The organism is Stieleria marina (assembly GCA_007741555.1).
Taxonomy (GTDB): domain Bacteria; phylum Planctomycetota; class Planctomycetia; order Pirellulales; family Pirellulaceae; genus K23-9.
Genome location: CP036526.1, coordinates 5,717,916 through 5,741,596 on the forward strand (window position 1 = coordinate 5,717,916; position 23,681 = coordinate 5,741,596).

The 23,681-nt window shown below is 54.8% G+C and carries 14 protein-coding genes; 6 read left to right on the top strand and 8 right to left on the bottom strand.

Going from position 1 to position 23,681, the window contains the following annotated elements:
* The 8 genes from K239x_RS20230 to K239x_RS20265 all read right to left on the bottom strand — a co-directional run bounded on the left by K239x_RS20230 (window position 1) and on the right by K239x_RS20265 (window position 12,217).
* Window positions 1-1,428, bottom strand: coding sequence for a lipopolysaccharide biosynthesis protein (locus tag K239x_RS20230; RefSeq protein WP_145420058.1), 1,428 nt, complete (start codon window positions 1,426-1,428; stop codon window positions 1-3).
* Between the two features lie 10 nt (window positions 1,429-1,438).
* On the bottom strand, window positions 1,439-3,109 hold the full coding sequence (locus tag K239x_RS20235; protein ID WP_145420060.1) for a Gfo/Idh/MocA family oxidoreductase: 1,671 nt from the start codon (window positions 3,107-3,109) through the stop codon (window positions 1,439-1,441).
* Between the two features lie 168 nt (window positions 3,110-3,277).
* The gene (locus K239x_RS20240; RefSeq protein WP_145420062.1) at window positions 3,278-4,366 is read right to left on the bottom strand and encodes a DegT/DnrJ/EryC1/StrS family aminotransferase; all 1,089 of its coding nucleotides are present in this window, start codon (window positions 4,364-4,366) and stop codon (window positions 3,278-3,280) included.
* A gap of 147 nt (window positions 4,367-4,513) precedes the next feature.
* Window positions 4,514-5,494: an NAD-dependent epimerase/dehydratase family protein gene (locus K239x_RS20245; RefSeq protein WP_145420064.1), complete on the bottom strand. Its 981-nt coding sequence runs from the start codon at window positions 5,492-5,494 to the stop codon at window positions 4,514-4,516.
* Between the two features lie 172 nt (window positions 5,495-5,666).
* Window positions 5,667-7,010: a nucleotide sugar dehydrogenase gene (locus K239x_RS20250; RefSeq protein ID WP_419189206.1), complete on the bottom strand. Its 1,344-nt coding sequence runs from the start codon at window positions 7,008-7,010 to the stop codon at window positions 5,667-5,669.
* 85 nt (window positions 7,011-7,095) lie between these two features.
* Window positions 7,096-9,711 (bottom strand): O-antigen ligase family protein, encoded by a 2,616-nt coding sequence (locus K239x_RS20255; RefSeq protein WP_145420066.1) that lies wholly within the window; start codon window positions 9,709-9,711, stop codon window positions 7,096-7,098.
* Between the two features lie 32 nt (window positions 9,712-9,743).
* A complete protein-coding gene (locus tag K239x_RS20260; RefSeq protein ID WP_145420067.1) occupies window positions 9,744-10,748 on the bottom strand; it encodes a GDP-mannose 4,6-dehydratase in 1,005 nt (334 codons plus the stop codon).
* Window positions 10,749-11,287: 539 nt separating this feature from the next.
* The gene (locus tag K239x_RS20265; RefSeq protein WP_145420069.1) at window positions 11,288-12,217 is read right to left on the bottom strand and encodes a thiamine-phosphate kinase; all 930 of its coding nucleotides are present in this window, start codon (window positions 12,215-12,217) and stop codon (window positions 11,288-11,290) included.
* A 312-nt stretch (window positions 12,218-12,529) separates the two neighbouring features.
* Here K239x_RS20265 and K239x_RS20270 point away from each other — a divergent pair, with 312 nt between their 5' ends.
* The 6 genes from K239x_RS20270 (at window position 12,530) to K239x_RS20295 (ending at window position 23,657) form a co-directional block, all read left to right on the top strand.
* Window positions 12,530-13,999, top strand: a complete 1,470-nt coding sequence (locus K239x_RS20270; protein ID WP_145420071.1) for an aldehyde dehydrogenase family protein — start codon at window positions 12,530-12,532, stop codon at window positions 13,997-13,999.
* A 99-nt stretch (window positions 14,000-14,098) separates the two neighbouring features.
* Window positions 14,099-15,535, top strand: a complete 1,437-nt coding sequence (locus K239x_RS20275) for a DUF58 domain-containing protein (RefSeq protein WP_419189207.1) — start codon at window positions 14,099-14,101, stop codon at window positions 15,533-15,535.
* A gap of 210 nt (window positions 15,536-15,745) precedes the next feature.
* Window positions 15,746-16,012: a hypothetical protein gene (locus tag K239x_RS20280; protein WP_145420073.1), complete on the top strand. Its 267-nt coding sequence runs from the start codon at window positions 15,746-15,748 to the stop codon at window positions 16,010-16,012.
* Between the two features lie 421 nt (window positions 16,013-16,433).
* Window positions 16,434-17,387 carry a LysR family transcriptional regulator gene (locus tag K239x_RS20285; RefSeq protein ID WP_419189208.1) on the top strand — a complete coding sequence of 318 codons (954 nt, stop codon included), beginning with the start codon at window positions 16,434-16,436 and terminating at the stop codon, window positions 17,385-17,387.
* 127 nt (window positions 17,388-17,514) lie between these two features.
* Window positions 17,515-22,065: a glutamate synthase large subunit gene (gene gltB / locus K239x_RS20290; protein ID WP_145420076.1), complete on the top strand. Its 4,551-nt coding sequence runs from the start codon at window positions 17,515-17,517 to the stop codon at window positions 22,063-22,065.
* Window positions 22,066-22,157: 92 nt separating this feature from the next.
* The gene (locus K239x_RS20295) at window positions 22,158-23,657 is read left to right on the top strand and encodes a glutamate synthase subunit beta (protein WP_145420078.1); all 1,500 of its coding nucleotides are present in this window, start codon (window positions 22,158-22,160) and stop codon (window positions 23,655-23,657) included.
* Window positions 23,658-23,681 lie beyond the last annotated feature (24 nt).

The window sequence follows — 23,681 nt, forward strand, 5'->3', positions numbered from 1 at the left end:
TTAAACATTCAGTTCGATAGTGTTTTTAAATAGCGTGGGACCGAAGTAGCCCAGCAAAAAAATGGTGAGCGTTGCAAGGAAACCCCAAAACACGGTGATTGCGATTCCCGCCCTTAGCTCCTTGGCTACCCATGCGATTTTTGGCGAAGCCTGGAATAGGACGACAACAAGATACAGAGAATAGAAAACCCAGCCGGTAATCGCATAACACTCAACCGCGTCAAGTCCCCAAAAGGGAAACATGACTGCCCAGCATCGCAATATGAGCCCGAAAATCTGCAGTGATAAAGCAACTCCAGTCTTCTTCAGGACATGAAGGCACATGGAAACGGGAGCCACTATTAGCTGAGTAATTGCCAGCGGCAGTAGCCATACAACAAGATGACCAACGCGATCATATTCGTCGCCCAACACGACATGTAACACGTTAGGTGCGAGCAGTCCCGCAAACAGCAATGGACCAACACCTGTCTTTAGGATGCCACCGATCACCCTTAAATTGAACTCTCCCAACCGGCCCTCGCGCTGAGCGAGAGGCGCCTCGGTCAAGTAGACCTGCCCAATAGCTGCACCAATCAGCGTCGAGGGAATTTGCGTTAGCTTCAAGGCAAGAAACAAGAATCCAACCTCTGTGTCTCCCACAAGGGCTACGAGAAACAGGATCGGCAAATGAAGGCTTGCTCCGTTCACCAAAGCCTCCCAAGTCGAGAACAATGGAAAGGCCCGGTAGACCCCAAAGAGCCTCTTCATTTCTTGCCAGCTGACTTTCGACCATAGATTCGGCTCAGCCCTGAACAACTCTCGCGAGAACGACAACAAGCCACCGAGGCTATTGAATAACTGCCCGAAAACCAGACCCAGCGGACCTAGACAAGCGACCCCCAATCCGACCTGAATGGCGCTCGCTCCACTTGACTGCCACAATCGAGTCCGAGCAATAAGCGAGAAGTTCTTCTTTCGCGTGGTCCAGTACAACAATGCGTTGTAAAGACTCGCACCCAATACACCGACCGGCAAAAGCCAGTAAAAAAATTCAGGAAGCGGTGATTCTAGACGGGCTTGAATCGCTCGCATTCCAACAAGTGACACCAGAGCGATTCCAGCGAACGCAGTCAGCGCTCCAACGATGGCCAAAAATAGAATCTGTAACGCTTCGTCGTCTCGCTCTGGAATCGGAATTGCGATTTCAAACCGAAGGCACGCAGCAACACTAAAAATGCCCAGCGAGGACGCGAATACTCCGAGCACACCAAATTCGTCTGGAGAGTAGAGGCGTGTTAACACAGGCAAGACAAGAATTGCTAGCGCCTGCGCAAACGCTGCTCCCCCAGCAAGCACACTAACCGACTTGACGAATGGCCGGTTCGCAATTGCACGCAAACTCTGCCAAGCCCTTTCCGGGGTCATGGAAGCAAGTACATCCCTCATCTCTCTTTGTTCAGTTCTTATTTCCGCCGCGGAATTCTCTGAACGGCTTCAAGCCTGTTGAGAGTTCAGGAGACAACTCGCTATCTTCACTAATGTCGATACAAACAACTTTGGATTCGGAATCTGTAAGCCGGTATCGAAGCTTCGACTCGGGGCAAACTGCCTCGCCTTTTTCGTCAAATTCAAGTGGGATTCCATGGCGACTCATCCACCCCGAAAGCCTGGCCGGAACTCCACGAACGAATCCATAGTCAGGAATATCCTTGGTGACGACCGCCCCCGCTGCAACAAACGCAAATCGTCCAATGGTAACTCCGCAGACAATCGTCGAATTTGCGCCAAGCGTAGCTCCACGTCGTATCGTCGTTTTCTCATAGAGCCCTCTGCGATCCACCTCGCTTCTGGGGTTGGATACGTTCGTTAGCACACAGGATGGACCGAGAAAAACATCGTCCTCAATCGTCGTCCCTGCATAGATAGAAACATTGTTCTGAATTTTGACGTTACTCCCAACTTTTACCTTGGGCGCGATGAATACGTTTTGTCCAAAGTTACACCTCTCGCCAATTTCGCAATCATTGCTGATGTGCGAAAAGTGCCAAACTTTAGTGCCGACCCCGATAGAAGCACCAGGATCAACGACAGCACTTTCATGCGCGTAAAACTGGTTTTGCGAAGAAGTCTTTGGAGCCGGTGGGACTGAGTGGCCACCACCGTTGAGACTCGCCTGTGCGGCATTGAGTACTTGAAGTACCTGAAGCCCTTCTTTTCCATCAGTCGTGGGAGACGTTCTAGTTTCACAGCATTCCAAAAAATGCATGCACTCATTCTTGAGTGGCTCGGACTGAGGCACCACGACCGTCTCACCAGCGTTCTTCTGCGCAATTGGGACCTTTCCGTCAGTCCATGTCAGGTAATTCCGATAAACGGTCAGCTTCTCTTCCCATGGCTTCGTGTCGTCGAACACGGCCATACCTTCCGACCCGACTACGGTAAGCTTTTGCTCCTTGAATGGATTCAACCAACTGACGTAGACGTGGGCTCTTAGACTCCCACCAAACTCAAGTTGGGTCAACGTTGTGTCCGCGACACCTTCTGTCAGGTACGACTCACCATGACACAAGACAGCTTTTGGCATCGCTCCCGCCAATCGAAGAATGACCGATATGTCGTGAGGAGCAAAGCTCCACAACGAGTTTTCTTCTTGCCGAATTTTGCCAAGATTGAGACGATTGGAAGTGATGTACTGCAGTCGACCGAAATCTCCAGCGCCCACCAATTCACTTAACTTTTCGACGTAGGGGTGGTATTGCAGGAGATGGCCCACCATCAAAATGCGTTCGTAGGATTCAGCTAGCCGCACCAGCTTTACGGCCTCTTTCGTATCAAGGCAAAGCGGTTTCTCAACATAGACGTCTTTCCCTGCAACAATTGCGGCGCTAGCGAGTTCAAAGTGGGTTGCTGCCGGTGTCGCAATCGCAACTTTGCGTATTTCTGGATTGCTGATGATTTCATCAAAGGCGGCAGTCTTTGCAACGCCAGAATACTCGTCTCCGTAACTCGCAAGGATCTCGTCGCTCGAATCGCAAAGCGTATGAAGCGCGTCGAGAGCGAGGAAGTTGCGTGCAAGGTTCTTGCCCCAATACCCAGCACCAATGAGAGCGAGATTCGGTTTAGTCATATTGTTCAAGTGGTTATGTGTCGATGTGAGTTTTGTTTTTGCCCAAACGATTTGCGTGGGCCGGCATTCGATTGTGAGTCGAGTTCAGAGTCGTGATTTCATTCCGGCCAGAACGAAAGTCGCTCTTGGCTTGCGTGCGCATCAGGGCGAACTAACAGACGCAAACGCTCAGCAGGCCGCTTTTACTGCTTCAACGACCTTGTCCTGGTCTGCTTCGCTAAGAAACGGGTGCATTGGCAGACTGAGCACTTCCTTGCTGGCCTTTTCCGATTCAGGAAAATCGCCGTACTGGTAACCAAGGTCGGCAAAGACCGGCTGCTCATGCAAGCACTTGGGATAATAGACGGCTGACGGGATGCCTTTCTCCTTCAGGCTTGCCGCCATCGCGTCCCGATCAGGAACCCGAATCGTGTACTGGGCATAGACATGGGTGTTTCCATCGATCACTTCCGGCACAACACAGACACCGCGAAGCAAATCCGAGTAGCGGGCCCCGATCCGTCCTCGTGCTTCGACTTCGTTCTGAAAATGAGGGAGTTTGGCGAGAATCACTGCGGCTTGTAGGGTGTCGAAGCGTCCGTTGGTCCCGACGAGCGTGTGATGGTGACGTCGAGTTCCACCGTGCGTGCGAACAGCTCTCATCGCCGTCGCGAGTTCATCGTCGTCAGTGAATAGGGCCCCGCCGTCGCCGTAGCAACCCAGCGGTTTGGCAGGAAAGAAACTCGTGCTGCCAATTGTAGACATGGCGCCGCTGCGTTTGCCGTCCTGCGTCGCGCCGAAACTCTGCGCGGCATCCTCAAGGACTGGAATACCATGCCGGTCCGCTATCTCGTTCAGTCGCTTCATATCAGGCACCTGGCCAAACAAGCAGACTGGCAGGATCGCTTTTGTGCGAGGCGTGATCGCGGCCTCGACTTGATCTAAATCGATATTGAACGTGACCGGATCGATGTCAACAAACACCGCCGTTGCGCCCACCAGCAAGACGACCTCACTACTGCTGATCCAGGTGAACGGAACCGTGATCACTTCGTCGCCAGGGCCAATCTTGAGCGTTCGTAACGCGATTTCTAAGCTGTGAGTTCCGCTTGAAACAGTGATGCAGTGCCTGGCACCCGAGTACTCCGCCAATGCTGCCTCGCATTCGGCAATTTCGGGGCCCATGATAAATCGACCATGTTGCATCACTGCATTCATCCGAGCGTCGATGGCAGCTTGGTACGTTTCGTATTGGGTTTTCAGGTCGATGAATTGCATTATTTTGTATCTTCGTCGTACGCGGTTCGGTCACGCCGATTCACATCAGCGTATCAGTTTTGTGGTTCGGGAGGGACGGAAACAGTCCTTTCACTTGGCGAGTCACTGGCCGCCTCGCCATGGATTCTCCGGCTCTTCTGCTAATGGCTAGGGCAGCTCGATCTGGTTGGACCAGGGCTTGTTGCTGTTGTGCCAATTAACACACAACTGCAGCCCCTCGTCGAGCGACGTTTGCGGCGCCCAACCTAGCAACTGGTGGGCCCGGTTGATGTCAGCCGCTGTTGTTTTGATATCGGCCTTGTGAAACGTTTCATGCGTCTTTGTGGCCTTTTTTCTAAGCATCGTTTCAAGCGTCGCAATAATTGTGTTCAGCGAAACGGGCTCGCCACCACCACCTAGATTAATGACCTCATATCCAACGTCTTTGGTCGCTGCAATTGTTCCTCGTGCAATGTCGTCCACGAACGTAAAGTCACGTGACTGTTCACCATCACCGAACAATTCGATCGGTGTTCCTTCATCAATCCATTTGATGAATCGGAACACACACATGTCAGGTCGCCCTGCGGGCCCATAAACCGTGAAGTACCGGCATACGGAGACATCAATTTCGTACAAATGATGGTAAGCGTATGCCATCGCTTCGGCAGACTTCTTGGACGCCGCGTAGGGTGAGATTGGCGTATTCACAGGCAGCGTTTCAACGAATGGCATCGGCTGGCCGGCATACAGCGATGAAGTTGACGCTAGGACGTACTTCTTGACGTCGCGCCGACGCATTTGCTCCAGGAGATTGAGCGATCCCATCGCATTGGTCGTCATGTACACATGAGGGTTCTCCATGCTGTACCGAACACCAGCCCGAGCGGCTAGGTTCAACACTGCGTCGAACCGATACTTGTCAAAAAGGCTTGACAGCGCGGCTTGGTCTTCAATGTCAATTTTTACGAACGCAAATCGGTCGTGCTTCAGGGAGTCCAGACGATGCTGCTTTAGGCTGATGTCGTAGTAGTCATTCAGGTTGTCAATTCCGATGACTTGATGACCAGATTCAAGCAGGAAGGCGCAGACTCGGGAGGCGATGAAGCCAGCGGCGCCGGTGACAAGGTAAGTTTTTGAATCGGACAATGGACGGAAATGTAGCTGTGTGGGGGGGGTAGTCGTGAGAAAGAACGCGTTGCGATTTGTTTGTCATGCCCCGCTAGGGACTGTCTTGACGACGGCAATGGTGACGATTGGATACTGGATGGCGCCCGTGGCTAGCGCCCGTGGCTAGCGCCAGCGGCTGACAAGTGAGCCGCTAGGCCTTGAGTGTTTTTGTATCGCGGATTACCTGGGGCAAGCTGGCGGTCGCGTTGCGCGTGTCAACGATGAAAGTTGACCACTCGGCTAACTCGTTGATGTCTAAACATTCATGCCAGGTCGAAATCAGAACAAGGTCGTATTGGTTGATTGTCCCTTTGTCCCAGGACACGCTTGGCGTGCCCGCCCAGTGAGAATGCTCGCGTGATGGGCGGATTACCGGCACGTAGGGATCGTGGTAGCTGACAGCTGCCCCCTGTGCAGCTAAACGATCCATCAGTTCGTACGATGGTGATTCGCGGTCATCGTCCACGTTGGGCTTGTAGGCGAGCCCAACCAGCAAGATCTTGCTGCCGTTAACAGATTTCTTTTGCTTATTCAATGCCTCTGCACATCGATGTACGACGTGGGCAGGCATAGCACGATTGATCTCACCAGCGAGTTCGATGAATCGCGTGTGGACTCCATACTCGCGTGCTTTCCAGGTCAGGTAGAACGGGTCGATCGGAATGCAGTGTCCGCCCAGCCCCGGTCCCGGATAAAACGCCTTGAAACCAAACGGTTTGGTACTGGCCGCCTGAATGACTTCCCAGATATCGATTCCCATCGAATCGGCGACGACTTTTAGTTCGTTAACCAGTCCGATGTTGACGCTGCGGTAAATGTTTTCCAGCAGCTTGGTCAGTTCCGCGACCTGAGTACTGCTAACCGGTACCACCTGATCAAAAACGCTTCCATAGAGGGCTTCGCCAGCGGCAAGACACTGCGCAGTGTGACCGCCGACCACCTTAGGAATATTGGTCGCCGCGAATTCGGGATTGCCTGGATCTTCACGTTCGGGCGAGTATACAACGTGAACATCGGTACCGACCTTGAATCCGGCAGCTTCAATTCGCGATACGATTTCTTCTTCGGTGGTGCCTGGATACGTAGTACTTTCCAAGCTGATCGTTTGACCGCTGCGAAGGTGCGGCAAAATTGCTTCGATTGTACTGATCACGTACGACAGATCGGGTTCAAAGTGATGATCCAGCGGGGTTGGAACGCACAGAATGATGGCGTCCATTTCTTTTAGGGTCGAGAAATCCGTGGTTGCCGACAATGCCCCGGCCTTGACCTGATCTCTAATCAGTTCACCGTCAATGTGTTTGATGTAACTTTTACCACTGTTGATCGCGTCGACTTTCTTATCGTCGATGTCAAAACCGGTCGTGCGATATCCGTCGCCAGAATAGGCCAACGCAAGCGGTAGACCGACGTAGCCGAGGCCGACGACCGCTATTTTTGCTTGATGGGAATCGACGAGTTCGTTAAGTTTTGAAGCAGATAGGGTATTTGTCATGGTGAGCAAAAATAGTTACGAGGTGTCGGTTTCAATTCGGCTGGCTGGTTACGAAGTAGAGTCTTGAGTCGGCTCGCGTCACTATTCACTGTGACAGAGCCTTGCGCAGGTCGTCTTGCGCGATCGACTTAATCATGCTGTCGAATCGTTTGTCACCGGGAATCACGGTTCGCCCGCGACTAGATTCCTTGCGAGCTTGGTCCGAACGATTTTGTTCACGGAGCCGGCGGATCAGCTTCAGGCGCAGCTCTGCGTCCGATGGACTTCGATCGATCGCGAGTCGATACTGTTTAAATGCTAGTTCGTGACGTTCCAACTTGTAAGCGATGTCGCCTTGCAAAGACAAACAAGCCGCTTTTTCCTCCAGCGAATTGCACTTGTCGCAAGCCACAGCATCGAACGAATTAGCTAAATACTCGTTCGCCTGCTCTTGACCGGACTGCAATAAGTACCTTGACGCAAGGCGAATCGTTTCCGGCCGATCAGGAACAACCTCAGCAATGTTGATCTGATCGTGCAAACTGGCCAATTCAATCGCTTTTGTAGTCAAGCCACTTCGCTCCATGGCCGCCGTTCTCCATAATTTGGCTGCCAGTTCGTACTCATCTCGATTGGCAGCATATTGCCCCAGCAACAACAGAACAGCGGGGTTATTGCGATGAAGAACAAAGAGCTGCTCCAGCGACTTTTTCGATTGGCTCGAATCGGTTTGCAGAAAATCGAGGTACAGTTTTCCCGAACGTGCATTGACACCGAGCGGACGCACAGCAAGTGACTGATGATATTTTGACAATGCACTGCTGTACTGTCTTCGCACGCTGGGCGATATTTGCATACTTCCTGACTTACGAGTGGCTGGTTTGGTCTCGTCGAACAGCTGTGCCACTTCATCGGAAGTCTTTGGCCGCTTCTCATAGACTTCCGCCAAGCGAGCCTGCGAACGAAGGACACTTCCTAGAGCTTCCAATAGTTGCGGCTCGGGGCTGTCGCCCAGGTCTGACGCCAGCTTGATGGCCAAGCTATCCAGACCATCCGCATCGGTGCGCAAAGATTCGATCTGAAAATTCGCTGATCGGACCAACGACTCAATCCCTGCGTTGCGCCGGAGTGTCGGTAGATTCAAAATTGGCAGCGCAACTACCAGCAGTGCGACCACGACAAAAAGCGGTTTGCGCCAACGCCCTGCAAAAATCGTATTTTCAGCCGGCAGAATACCTGGGGTTCCGACCTTGTCGTCACTGCCCAACTGACGCGTCTCATCGCTCGAAGCATCGCGAGTCCGCACGGAGACGTGCCGAGTGATCGTCGCTGAATAAATTACAGCGACTAGCAATAGGTTAGCTGGCAACATCAATCCGCAATCAAAGAACTGCGAACAGAGGATCACTCCTAAGATGTACCAACCAGCTGTTCGAAGACCTTGATCAATGGGGTCTGGTGATTCACGCAACTTAGTCAGTGATCGAACAATCAGAAACATGATGACTATTGCCAGAGCGACTCCCACGATCCCCTGCTCGACGAACAGTTCCAGCCAGAGATTGTCTGCGTGCTGCGCCCAGGTTTTCAAAACGCCTGACTGGTATGGCAAGTGAGAGAAAGCGTACGTGGACAGACCGGAACCAGCAGGCAGATAATTTACACCAGCTTCAAACCCATCTGGCCAAATCAGCAAACGCCCATCGCTAGCAAACGTCCTAGCATCATCGCTAAAAAACTCGAATCGTTCAATGCTTTTCATGCTCAGTTTCATAGGCAACAAAAGGATTGCCGCCGCTATCGCCAGAGCAGCAGCCACTACTGGCAAGGTCGCCAAACCGCGCCGCTGGCGAACCCAGCCAAACGCAAGCAACGCTCCGAATAAGACGGATACAATTCCACCGCGCGATCCACAAAGCAGCAAACCGCCAAGACAAATGACGGCACAAAAAACGCCGATCATCGAGTCACGATCACCCATCAATGACACCAGATCATTGAATTCAAACTGTTCGTCATCTAGCTCTTGCCCCGCCAGCGCATTGATACGCCATGAAAGCAGGCCCAGACTGCACCCAAGACCAAGGTTCATGAAAAGGGCAGCGTTGTTCGGGTTCACGAATGTGCCGAAGGACGCGTATGAAAGGTCGTTGACGCTGTCGTAGAGGTCGGCCCCTGGGAAGACCAACCGTAGTAATCCGTAGCCGACGTGAGCCGCAACGCCAAGCGCGACAACGTTCAGCAGAAGGATGATTCGTGCTCGAGTGCAAAAGGTCATCGTCGAGGCGAAAACGATGCCGATGACTAAGGCAAGCATCGCGACGGCTTGACGCGAATCGTGGGGTGCGACGGAGATCGAGAACTTCGTGGGCATTTCGCTCGGCGGAACGATTCCGCTGAGCCACTGCGTGTAGGCCGTGTACGATCCGGGACTAAGCAGGCTGACGATTCCCGGTGCGATTGGCAGGGTTTGGAACCATGCAAAAAATAACCATGCGATTAACGGCAAGAGCAGCACGTGCTGGCGAAGCTGACCTTTGTTGGGCTGGTCCCAATAGGCAGCCAGCGATAACAGCGTGATCGCCACCGTCGCCAATCCGATCAACAACTGCGTCCAGCGGAGGATTCCGCCAAAGTCTGCTGCAATCACAATCGGCAACACAGCCAACAGCGCGGCGGTACACCACACTAAGGTCGTTCGGATCGTGCTAATGAATTTCAATTTACCGTCAAATCCGTCATGTCAATCTTGAACTATCGACCAACCACGGGAAGGCTTGATTGCGTGATCGCTACAAGGTCTGCTTGCACCATCAACTTGGCAACTTCGGGGCCGCCTACGCTGGCTCGCCAATCCAGTTGCTTGTTTGCTTTTGCCGCGTCACCTACCAGACGCGACACTTCCGCAGGACGCATGTATCGCAAATCCTGCTCGATGTGGTCTCGCCAATTCAGGCCGACCGATTCAAACGCGGCCGACAAAAAATCTCGCACGCTATGCTGTTGACCAGTCGCCAACACAAAGTCATCGGGCGTCTCTTGCTGCAGGATTCGCCACATCGCATCGACATACTCCGGGGCGTAACCCCAGTCACGTTTGCCATCCAAGTTGCCCAAGGACAGCTTGTCTTGTTGCCCGAGCTTGATCGCTGCAGCCGCTTTGGTGATCTTTCGTGTCACAAATGATTCACCGCGACGAGGTGATTCGTGGTTGTAGCAAATCGCGTTGGTCGCAAAGATGCCGAAAGATTCACGGTAGAGAGCCACCATTTGTGTCGCGAATGCTTTTGCAATTCCGTAGGGCGTCACAGGACGCATGGGGGTCGCTTCATTTTGAGGCGATTCGTTTGGACGCCCGAAAATTTCGCTGCTACTGATGTGAAGCGTCCGCGGCTGCTTTTCTAGATCGCGAACGATTTCCAGCAACTTCAGGGTGCCCATTGCAGTGAATTGGCAAGTTGTTTCGGGGATGTCGAAGCTCGCTCCCACATGTGATTGCCCAGCGAGGTGATAAAGTTCGTCCGGCTGAGTCTTGACCATGATCCGCCGGATGGTCGTCGTATCATCCAAGTCGGCGTAGTGCAGGAAGAGCTGTCGATCATAGATGTTCTTGTCATGAAAAAGACCATCAAGTCTTGTCCGGACCGTCGAACTGCTGCGACGAACGATTCCGTGAACGAGGTAGCCTTTCTTCAGCAACAACTCCGTTAGATAGGAGCCGTCCTGGCCAGTGATTCCGGTAATGAGTGCGGTTGGCATCTAGATGCGAATCATTAGTAATCAATTCATCAGTGATCACTGCGAGGTCGAGAACTTGGACGGAGTGGCCAAACGATCAAACTTCGCTACAAAGCAAACTTTACAAAAAGGGGCCTGTCAGCGCGGACTTCGTCCACTTGGGTGGCAGCCCAAATCGAGTTTTCATGTATTGCGTGGGTCTCATTCGGGACCGAACGTCCCGCCGGAAACCCTCCGAAGTCGAGCGACTTCCGATTCTCAGCATGATCCGGCCGTCAGAATATGACAAGTTCAATCGATCGCTTTGACAGGTTGAGTCGTACAGCAAACCGCACAACCCTCCCAAACCGCCTGACCTCTTCAGTCACGTGAACTTGGGCGCAGCTTTTCTCGCCGAACACAACGACGAGCTGCCGACTCCCTCTGGGGGAGCGAGGGGCAGGCACCCCCTCTTGATTGCCAGCCAGGTAATAAAAGAACAGCCGCCACGACCTGCTTCCGCAGCGAACCGCCAGCAGCCCATCCAGCAACAACCGGTTCGCCAGCAGCTTGGTCGCAATCTAGTGCGAGTAGCCCTGCGGCGACAACCGTGTGAACTTACCGGCCTTTCGCTTCCACAGTCCGGTTCGCCCGACGACGCTACCGATTTGGGTCAGCTCAACACCCAGATCGGCTTCCAAAATCCTGTCCGCGTCTGCTTGGCTAAGCGTGAAAATTAGCTCGAAATCTTCGCCATCCGACCAAGCGTGCTCCCAGGGCGTGCGACCGGAATCCTGTGCCATCACGATGGCATCGTCGTGAATCGGGATCGTTTCGACACTTAGCTCCGCCCCCACGTGACTGGACGCACAAAGCCGATCGAGATCGAGCGACAGACCATCGCTGATATCGATCGCAGCGTGCACATCGACCAGTTCGCGAAGCTTGGTGGCCAAATCGATTCGAGGCTGCGGCCTGAGATGCCGCCCGCGCAGACTGCCACCGACGAATCCGCTGACCAAAATCGCGTCACCTTCCTGAGCTCCGCTGCGTAGCCAAGCAGCCCCAGCTGGCACATCGCCCAACAGCGTCACGCTGACTGACAACGGACCGTTGTAAGTAGAAAGGTCGCCGCCAGCGATCGCGATCTGAAATTCACGGGCGATCTCAAAGATGCCTTCGTAGACTTCGCCCGCGATCCGAGTCGCATTTTTGTCGGGCAATGCCAAAGTCACGAGAGCCGACGTCGGAGTCGCGCCCATCGCCGCGATATCGCTCAAGTTAATCGCGACCGATTTGTAACCCACGTCGGCGAGCGAATGTTCTGCCGAAACGAAATCGACGCCATCGATGATCTGATCCGTGCAAGCAACCAACTGCCGCTCAGCGGGACTGCCCGCAGCGTCGGTCACTGCAGCATCAATGACGGCGGCATCGTCGCCAATTCCAACGGCAACCTGAGGAAGCGAACGGCAGCGGCCGCGCAGATAAGACAGAAAAGAATGTTCCATAAACCCTGGTCCCTAACGAACCAAACTGAGACCCGAATTCGACTAAACGAGCTGCGGGCAAAACCACGCACACTTCGCCTCCGGCCGCTTCGACCGGTGCCAACCAGGCAAACCAAACGCCGGCCGGACACATCGAAGGCTAGACGATGACAACTCAATCGACAATCGCGGCAGCAACCGGGGCAGCGCACTTTGCAATGGCTTTTGCCGGTGCTCGCGCGATCGACACGACCGAACAAACACTCTGAAAACTACGCTACAATACTGGGCCGAGGACTCGTCTGATTTTTCTTCCCAAAATGAAGGTTTGCCATGTCGACCATCGCTTCTACTGCCCCCGACATTGAGATCACCGAAACCGAGTGCTTCATCGACGGAAAATGGCTACCGGCGGTGAGCGGAAAGACGTTCGCTTCGATCAACCCGGCCACGGAAGAGGAAATTTGCCAAGTCGCCGAAGGCGATGCCGAGGATGTTGACTTGGCGGCCAAAGCGGCGCGCCATGCGTTCGAGCAAGGCCCTTGGTCCAAAATGGATGCCCGTGATCGCGGCCGACTGATGTACCAGTTGGCCGACCGTATGGAATCGGAACTCGAACACCTGGCGAGACTTGAGACGCTGGACAATGGCAAACCGTTTAGCGAAAGCAGCACCGCCGATTTGCCGCTGGCGATCGACTGCTTGAGGTACTACGCCGGCTACGCCGACAAAATCCACGGCAAGACAATTCCCATCCGCGGCAACCATCTTTGCTACACCAAGTCCGAACCGGTCGGAGTTGCAGGGCAAATCATTCCGTGGAACTTCCCCATCTTGATGGCCGCTTGGAAATGGGGACCAGCACTGGCAGCGGGCTGCACGATCGTAATGAAACCCGCCGAGCAGACTCCGTTGACCTGTCTGCGAATGGCTCAGCTGGCCAAAGAAGTCGGCATCCCCCACGGCGTAATCAATATCGTACCAGGCTTTGGCCCGACCGCCGGTGCCGCGTGCGTCAAGCATCCGTTGATCGACAAAATTGCGTTCACTGGCGAACACCGCACGGCACAAATCATCACGCGAGATTCGGCTGACACACTGAAGCGACTGACATTCGAGTTGGGCGGCAAAAGCCCCAACGTTGTTTTCGCCGACGCAGATCTGGACGCCGCCGCACATGGTGCCTACATCGGGCTGTTCCTCAATCAGGGCCAATGCTGCTGTGCAGGCAGTCGCCTGTTCGTCGAAAGTAGCGTGCACGATGAGTTCTTAGAAAAACTACAAGCGTTGACCGAAAAACGAAAAGTAGGCGACCCTTTCGCCGCGGACACTCAGCAAGGCCCGCAGGTCGACCAAGCTCAGTTTGACAAGATCATGTCCTACGTCGACAAAGGACGCGACGAGGGTGCAAAATGCATCACCGGCGGCAAACGAGTTGGCGACAAAGGCTACTTCATCGCTCCGACGATTTTTGACAATGTGAAAGACGACATGTCGATCGCCACCGACGAAATCTTCGGGCCGGTACTCAGCGTGCTAACGTTTGACGACAAGGAAGAAATGATCAAACGAGCCAACAACACCATGTTCGGCCTCGCCGCCGCAGTTTGGACGCGAGATCTTTCGACGGCACACGACTACGCTTCACGTGTTCGCGCGGGAACCGTGTGGGTCAACTGCTACGATGTGTTCGATGCCGCTGCACCATTCGGCGGTTTCAAAATGAGCGGCCACGGTCGTGAGCTTGGCGAAGAAGGACTGCGAGCGTACACCGAAAACAAAACCGTCACGATCGCTCTGTAAGCAATCGCTCACCAACCACTCCGCCGGCAGACCAACTACTGGCAACAAACTCGTCACAGCAACCTTCGACCATGAAACCCCCGCTCGAAAGCAATCGCTTTGATTGACGAATCCGTCCAACAAGTCGCGGCGAACCAGATTCAGTGGCTCACTCAGTTGCCTTGGCTGCTGATGCTGCTGGCTGCATTTCCGATGATCGCGGCCGGTTTTCGCATGAAGATCTACCCGACGCGGGCCTGGATCTTCTTGCTGACCGCTGGGATCGTAGCGAGTCTGATCAATGTGTTTAGTCCGCAGTTTGTTGTCGCAGTCGTCGCGATCGATTTGCTGATCGTGATCGTCGCGGCGATTGATTTCCTGCTGCTGTATCTTTCAACCAATCAAGGGATCGAAGCGACGCGAACGATCGCGCGAACCTGTTCCCTGGGCGTGCCCGTTCCAAGCGAAGTGACGATCGAAAACCGAACGGCGCTGACTCTGATCGGCGCCGTTCGCGACGACCTGCCCGAACAATTCAAAGCCAGTCCACCCGAGCACGCTTTGCGTTTGCCCCCGATGGGTCGCATGACGGCGCATCGCAAACTTACTCCCGGACGACGAGGTGCGTTTTCGCTCGAAAAAATCTACCTGCGGTTCACCAGCCCCGTACGGCTCTGGAATCGGCACCTTGCGATCGACGCGCACGACCAACTGAATGTCTATCCGGACATGAAACAACTGTCCGACTACGCCCTGCTGGCCCGAACCAATCGCCTGAGCTTGATCGGCGTGCGGCGGACACGGCGAATTGGACAGGACAGTGATTTCGAACGACTGCGCGACTACAGTCGCGACGACAACTATCGACACATCGATTGGCGAAGCACTGCCCGTCGCCGCAAGCTTACGGTTCGTCAGTTCCAGAGCGACCAAAGTCAACGAGTGATTTTCTTGCTCGATTGCGGGCGGATGATGACCAACGAACGCGACGGCTACTCGTTGCTGGATCATGCCCTGAACGCGACGTTGATGATGGCCTACGTCGCGCTTTCTCAAGGCGACTCCGTGGGAATGCTTTGCTTCTCCGATACGATTCACGCCTACATTCCGCCTCGCGGTGGCAAGAGCCAGATGAATCGATTGATCCAAGCGGGGTTTGACCAGTTTCCACGGTTGGTCGAGTCCCGTTACGACCAGGCATTTCTGTATTTATCGGGACACTGCAAACAGCGCTCGCTGGTTGTACTGGCCACGAATGTGATCGACGAAGTCAACGCAAACTCGGTCGTCGATTACTTGACCAACATCAACGGCCAACACCTACCTCTTGGCGTCCTGTTGCGAGATCGCGAAATGTTTGAAGCAGCCGAATCACCCGACGGTGACCCGCTAAACATGTACCGCGCCGCGGCAGCAGCAGACATTTTGCTGTGGCGAAACCAAGTTCTAAAAGACTTGGAGCATCGCGGCGTCTTGATCGTCGACGCGTTTCCAGACGAACTGACTGCACCACTGGTCAACCAGTACCTGGAAGTCAAAGCCAAGCACCTGCTGTAGCCCTAGTCGCTGCCGCTTAGCTGGCATTCTTCCAAGCAAACTCAAGTGCGGGGCGATACGGCTCTCAATTTCGCTGCGCCCCTGGCGCGGTTGAGCGGGTAATTCCAACTGCATTCACTTTGAGGAAACCCAACGGCACCATCAACTTGCTAGCAACTAGCTCCGATAAAGATAGAGAGTCTTGTTTTCTCTCACCCGTGGAACTCTGCAATGTGGCGTGCGATCTTCATCGCGTTGGGCATCATGGCCATCATCTTCGGCACTGAATGCCTGATGATCGACAGTGCAGTTCTGTATTCGGGCGAAGGCACCAAGGCGATCGACTTCTTTGATCCGACCGGGGTGCCCAATGGTGCGTCAAGCGAATGGCGTCCCAAAGAATGGCTGCCCTGGGCCGTCGCTGCTGCGGGATGGATCACAGTGCTGTGGGCATTCACTTTGCCACGCCGCTGGCGAACAGCCAACGCCGAAGGCTAGGCCTTTGCTCCTGGCCGCCCGCTACGCACGGCCATCCGGCCCAACGATCAAACTGTGCGGGCCCCAACTGCGACGGCAACTATCTGAGACGGAGCCGCACATCTGCGAGCCCGCTTCCGTTGCCAGGCCCCATTGCCGCTAAAGCCCGAACGCCAACCCGGACCTTTCCCACCGAGGGGGTCCGCCGTTGCCTCGAACGCGAACCCGCCGCCGGCCCTTACAGCCCTTCTGTGGCCCGCCATCTTCCCTAGCCCATGGCGGGTTACGCCGACTCTGCGGCGCAGTTGACGGTCACGGATCCTCTGCTACCTTGCATTAATGAAAATTGAGGCGACGAGCCTCAGTATTAGCAAGACTTATCAAAGAACGTTTGCTCCCGTTGCATCTGCGAACCCTCGAAATCTTCTGTGCCGTCGCCGATTTGCGTAGCTTTTCCAAAGCTGCGGCTGCTCACCAATTGACTCAGAGCGGAGTCAGCCAAGCGATGCAGCATCTAGAAGAATCGATCGGTGTGCAATTGATCGACCGTTCCAAACGGCCCCTCGTCTTGACCGCCGCAGGCCGGACGTACGTTGATGGCGTTCGCAAATTGGTTCACAACTACCATCGCCTGGAGCAAGAGGTTCGGTGCACCAGCGAGTCGCTCAGCGGCACGTTGACGCTGGGAACCATTTACAGCGTCGGGCTCAGCTACATGCCCGAAGCATTCGAGGCGTTTACCCGAATCCACCCCGATATGCAGGTGCATCCGGAGTTTGGAACCAACGAACGTGTCATCGAAATGACGGCTGATGGAACGGTTGATTTCGGACTGGTCAGCTTTCCCAAAAACACAAAACAACTCCGCTACGTGCTTTGGCAACAGGAACCGATGCGTTTGGTTTGTTCGCCGTCGCATCCGTTGTCGCAGCGAACCGACGTGACGCTTGACGATTTGAACGGCATGAAAATGATCGGCTTCGATCGCAAACTGGCCATCCGAAAAGAGATCGACCAGAGTTTGGCCAAAGCTGGCGTAAGCGTTGACATCCAGATGGAATTTGACAACTGCGATTCCATGGTGCGTGCGATTCAAGCCAACCGCGGAATCGGCATCGTCCCCGAAGCGGCCGTTCACCGCGAAACCGCCACCGGCGCGCTGCGAGTCGTGGCGTGCCGCGAATTACGAATCACGCGACCGCTTGGCATTCTGTACCGGCGTGCCGGTCGGCTCAGCCGCGCCGCGAGTGAATTCGGGTCGCTTCTTTTGGGGCGGCCGATTGAATCCGAGAAAGAGAAACCTCCCAAACGCGGGGTGGGCGGTCGATCTCCAACGAAGCCTCCGCTGGGAGGCACCGCGATCGACACCGGCGACGGCACCTCGGTGGTTGCCTAGCGGTCATCGCAGCGGTTCAGAACTTCAAGTGTTCGCAACCGTGTGCCAAACGAAACATCATCTCAGACACTCCTTTCAAGACCACTTGGCAGTCGCCGCCGGTCTGAACGACAAAGAAGACTTACCGATGAAAAAACTCATTCACCTTCCACCCGCTCAAGGCCTTTACGATCCCGAGCAAGAACGCGACGCCTGTGGTGTCGGGTTCATCGCACACATCAAAGGCAAGCCCAGTCATCAAAACGTCTTGGATGCTGACGAAATCTTGATCGCGATGGACCACCGTGGTGCGTGTGGCTGCGAACCCAACACCGGCGATGGGTCAGGAATCATGTGTGGCTTGCCGCACAAATTCCTGAAGAAGGTGGCTAAGTCCGACTTGGGCGTCGATCTTCCCGAGCCCGGCCGTTTTGCCGCGGGACTGATCTTCCTGCCTCAGGACGAAACCGAGCGTGCATTCTGCAAAGAAAAAATCAACGAACTGATCGCATCGACGGGCCAGACGCTGATTGGCTGGCGCGACGTGCCTCAAGAAACCGACAACGCTGACGTCGGACCGACGGCGCGCGCATCTGAACCGTTCATCGAACAACTCTTCGTGGGCGCCGCCGACGGATTGGATGCCGACCAATTCGAACGCCAGCTGTATTTGATCCGCAAGCAAGCCGCCCATGTTCTGCGCGGCAGCGACACGCTTGAACAAGCCTTGATGTTCTACGTCTGCTCGCTGAGTACCAAAGTCATCATCTACAAAGGCATGCTGACGCCGGCACAGGTGCTGCCTTACTACAGCGACCTTCGTGACGACGATTTCGAAACACACTTGGCAATGGTTCACAGCCGATTCTCGACGAATACGTTCCCCAGCTGGGACCGTGCTCAGCCGCTGCGTTTCATGAGCCACAACGGCGAGATCAACACACTGCGCGGCAACGCCAACTGGATGCGTGCTCGTAAAGGAAACGCCGAAAGCAAACTGTACGGCGACGAACTGCAGAAACTGTTTCCGGTCGTCGAACCGAACTGCAGCGATTCGGGCACCTTTGACAACGTGCTGGAGTTTTTGCTGATGAACGGCCGGACGCTTCAAGAAGCCATCATGATGATGGTGCCCGAAGCGTGGCAGAAGCATGAAACGATGTCGGAGGACAAGCGAGCGTTTTACGAGTATTTCTCTTGCATGATGGAACCGTGGGATGGCCCGGCATCGATCGCGTTCACCGACGGTCATTACATCGGAGCGACTTTGGACCGAAACGGATTGCGACCGAGTCGTTACTACATCACGCACGACGACCGTGTGATCATGGCCAGCGAAGTAGGCGTGCTGCCGGTCGATCCCGCCATCGTGAAATCCAAAGGTCGCTTGCAACCGGGCAAGATGTTCTTGATCGATTTCGCCGAAGGCCGTTTGATTCCCGATGAAGAGCTAAAGTCGTCGTTCGCGAAAGCCAAACCGTACGGTGAATGGCTTAAAAAACAACGAATTCGCCTATCCGATTTGCATCCCGAAAGCGAACCGCACGGTTTCGACAGCGAGACGTTGTTGCCGCGCATGCAGGCATTCGGATACACCGCCGAAACCATGGGCTTCATGCTGCGTCCGTTGGTCGAACAGCTTCGCGACCCCGTCGGGTCGATGGGCAATGACAGCGCGATTGCTTGCCTGAGCGACAAGCCGCGAATCATCTACGACTACTTCAAACAACTCTTTGCCCAGGTCACGAATCCTTCGATCGATTCGATCCGCGAAGAAGTCATCATGTCGTTGGAGTGCTACATCGGTCCGGAGCAAAACATTCTGGATGCGACTCCGGAGCACTGCCATCGCTTGTTGGTGGATCATCCGATTTTGACCAACGAAGAAATCGCAGCACTCAAACACATCAATCACCAAGGCTGGAAAAGCCAAGTGATCGACATCACGTTTGATCGCACCAAAGGCAAAGCGGGTCTGCAAAAGACGTTGGACCGAATCGCTACCGAAGCGGAAGCCGCCGCCGACGCGGGCATCGAACTGGTTGTGCTAAGTGACCGTGCCGTTGGCCAAGACCGTGTTCCGGTCAGCGCTCTGCTGGCAATCGGCGCCGTGCACCATCACTTGGTCAAGGTAGCCAAGCGAACGCAAATTGGCTTGGTCGTCGAAACCGGCGAGGCACGCGAAGTGCATCAGCATTGCCTGCTGATTGGCTATGGAGCCGACGCGATCAATCCTTACTTGGCATTCGAGGCTCTGTGGCAATCACGTCGCGACGGGCTGATGGATCCAGCGTTGGACGACGAGAAAATCGTTGCTGCGTATCGAAAGGGTGTTGCCAAAGGCATGCTCAAGGTGATGGCCAAAATGGGCATCAGCACGCTGCAAAGCTACAAGGGTGCTCAGATCTTTGAAGCTCTTGGCCTGAAGGACGAGATCATTGAAAAGTGTTTCGTCGGCACAGCGAGTCGTATCCAAGGTGTCTCTTTTGACGTCGTGGCCGAAGAAGCTCTGCGTCGTCACTCACTGGGCTATCCCGAACGCGTCGATGACAAACTTCCGCAACTTCCCAACCTGGGCGAATATCACTGGCGAGCCGAAGGCGAAAAGCACACTTGGTCGCCCGAGTCGATCTCGAACCTGCAGTTGGCCGCGCGAAACAACAACGAAGATGCGTACTGGAAGTTTTCGCATCAGATCAATTCGGACAATCGCAATCGCTGTACCTTGCGGGGCTTGCTCGATTTCAACGAAACCGGCAACTCGATCCCGTTGGACGATGTGCAACCGGCTAGCGAGATCGTCAAGCGTTTCTGCACCGGTGCGATGAGCTTTGGCAGTATCAGTGCCGAGTCTCACGAAACGCTGGCGATCGCGATGAACCGCATGGGCGGCAAGAGCAACACCGGCGAAGGTGGCGAAGACCCCGTCCGATTTGAGACGATGGAAAATGGCGATTCAAAACGATCGGCCATTAAACAGGTCGCTTCGGGACGCTTCGGTGTCACGATCGAATACTTGTCCAATGCGGATGAGATTCAGATCAAAATTTCGCAGGGAGCCAAACCCGGCGAAGGCGGCGAACTGCCGGGCAAAAAGGTTGATCAAAACATTGCTCGGATTCGCTACAGCACCCCGGGCGTGGGACTGATTAGTCCTCCACCGCACCACGACATTTATTCGATCGAGGATTTGGCTCAGCTGATCCACGACCTAAAAAATGCCAACCGTGCCGCTCGCATCAGTGTCAAACTGGTCAGCGAAGTCGGCGTGGGCGTGATCGCTTCGGGCGTCGCCAAGGCGCACGCCGATCACATCCTGATTGCCGGCGACACGGGCGGAACCGGTGCCTCACCACTGACCAGTATCAAGCATGCCGGATTGCCCTGGGAACTTGGCATCGCCGAAACGCATCAAGTCTTGGTCCTCAATGATTTGCGAAGCCGCGTTGTCCTGCAGACCGATGGCGGTTTAAAAACAGGCCGCGACGTGGTGATCGCTGCGTTGCTGGGTGCGGAAGAATTTGGTTTCTCCACGGCACCCTTGATCACTCTGGGCTGCATCATGATGCGGAAATGTCACTTGAACACCTGCCCCGTCGGGATCGCCACCCAAGACCCCGAACTGCGTGCGAAGTTCAACGGCAAACCGGAACACGTCGTCAACTACTTGTTCCTGGTCGCCGAAGAAGCCCGCCGGATCATGGCCAAACTAGGCTTCAAAACCATCGATGAAATGGTCGGACACAGCGAAGTCTTGAAAACCGATGCCGCGATCAAGCACTGGAAATCAGACGGTTTGGACCTGACGTCCATGCTGATGCCTGCGAATAAACCGCACGACAAAGTGAAGGTAATTTGCAGCCAAGAGCAAGATCATGGGCTCGAAAAATCGCTCGACATGACCGTCATTTTGGACAAGGCCAAACCGGCGATCGAAAACGGAACGCCCGTGGTCATCCAGTCGCCGATCATCAATATCAATCGCACCGTCGGCACGATCCTTAGCAACGAAGTGGCCAAAAAATACGGCCAAGGTGGATTGCCGGACGACACGATTCGCATTGAATTGACCGGATCGGCAGGCCAAAGTTTGGGCGCGTTCCTTTCGCATGGCGTGACCATCGAACTGGAAGGCGACGCAAACGACTACGTCGGCAAAGGACTCAGTGGCGGACGCGTAATCGTTTACCCACCCAAAGTCAGCAGCTTTGCCGCCGAAGAGAACATTTTGGTTGGCAACGTTTGTCTGTACGGGGCAACCAGCGGTGAAGCCTATCTACGAGGCCGTGCCGCCGAACGTTTCTGCGTTCGCAATAGCGGAGCCAGAACGGTCGTCGAAGGTGTTGGCGATCACGGTTGCGAATACATGACGGGTGGACGTGTCGTTGTTCTTGGGCCAACCGGGCGTAACTTCGCGGCCGGCATGTCCGGTGGAATCGCTTACATCTGGGATCGCGATGGCAACTTCAATTTGAATTGCAACTTGGCCACCGTTGAACTTGAAAAGATCGAACCGGGCGAAGAAGAGGCCGACGTCAAAGAGATGATCACGCGGCATCATCAGTTCACCAGCAGTGTGATGGCTGAACAAGCTCTTGCGAACTGGGACACGTTCCTGTCGCAGTGCGTCAAGGTCATGCCGACGGACTTCAAACGCGTCTTGAACGAAATGAAAAATGCCGAAACGGCAACTGCCTAACTCAGTGGCCCTGCGATCAGCATCGCAGGACCGCCGACGTTGCCGCTGCCAAACACCTAGAAAACAAACACAAAACCTACCGAGAAAGAATCATGGGTAAGCCTACAGGATTCAAAGAGTTTGACCGCAAGAAAGTCGCTTGGCGATTGCCGGTCGTCCGTATCAACGATTACGACGAAATCTATACAGAACCCAAGATCGACCATCTTCGTGAGCAAGGCGCTCGCTGCATGGATTGTGGTGTTCCGTTTTGCCAGTCCGGAACAGGTTGTCCGATCGACAACTTGATCCCCGAATGGAATGATTTGGTCTACAACAATCGCTGGAAAGAAGCAATCGAACGGCTTCACAAGACCAACAACTTCCCCGAGTTCACCGGCCGTACATGCCCGGCACCTTGCGAAGGTTCGTGCGTCCTGGGAATCACCAACCCACCGGTAACGATCAAGAACATCGAAAACGCGATCGTCGACCATGCTTGGGAAAAAGGTTGGATCGTGCCGACGCCCCCGGAGTCGCGGACAGGCAAGAAGGTCGCCATCGTCGGCAGTGGTCCATCGGGGCTTTCGGCCGCGGATCAGTTGAACAAAGTCGGCCACGAAGTCACGGTCTACGAACGAGCCGACCGCATCGGCGGACTGCTACAGTACGGCATCCCGAATATGAAGCTGTCCAAAGAAGCCGTGCAGCGCCGCGTCGACAAAATGACGGCCGAGGGCGTGAAGTTTGTGACCAACGCAAATGTGGGCCAAGACGTCGATCCCAAAGAATTGGTCAACGCCAACGACGCTGTCCTGTTAGCGTGCGGCGCAACCAAGCCGCGTGATCTGCCGATCGCCAATCGTGACGCCAACGGTGTCCACTTTGCCATGGAGTTTCTAACGGCAAACACCAAACAGATGGTTCATGGCGATTCGATCGACGCCGACTTTATCAGTGCCGAGGGCAAAGATGTCATCGTCATCGGCGGCGGCGACACGGGAACCGACTGCATCGGCACGAGCCTTCGCCATGGCTGCCGCAGTTTGGTGAACTTTGAATTGTTACCCAAACCGCCCGAAGAACGCGCCGACGAAAACCCCTGGCCCGAATGGCCACGCGTGTTCCGCGTTGACTATGGCCACGAAGAGGCAGAAGCCAAGTACGGTCGCGACCCGCGCGAATACCAATTGCTCAGCAAAGAGTTCTTGAAAGACGACGACGGCAATTTGAAGGGTGTCAAAACCGTCGAAGTCAGCTGGACCAAGACCGACGATGGTGGTTGGAAGATGGCCGAAGTCGAAGGCAGCGAAAAAGTTTGGCCGGCACAACTAATCCTGTTGGCGATGGGCTTCTTGGGCCCCGAGCAATACCTGCCCGAGTCGCTTGGGTTAGAAGTCGACGCACGCAGCAATTTCCAAGCGATCCACGGTAAATTCGCCACGAACATCGACAAGGTGTTTGCGGCGGGCGATTGTCGCCGCGGCCAAAGCCTGGTTGTCTGGGCGATCAACGAAGGCCGCGGAGCTGCACGAGCGATCGATACGTTCTTGCAAGGCAGCAGCAACTTGCCGGCACCTGGCACGACGATGGGAACTGCGATGCAGGTTTAGCAAGTTCCGCTAACGAGATCGTTC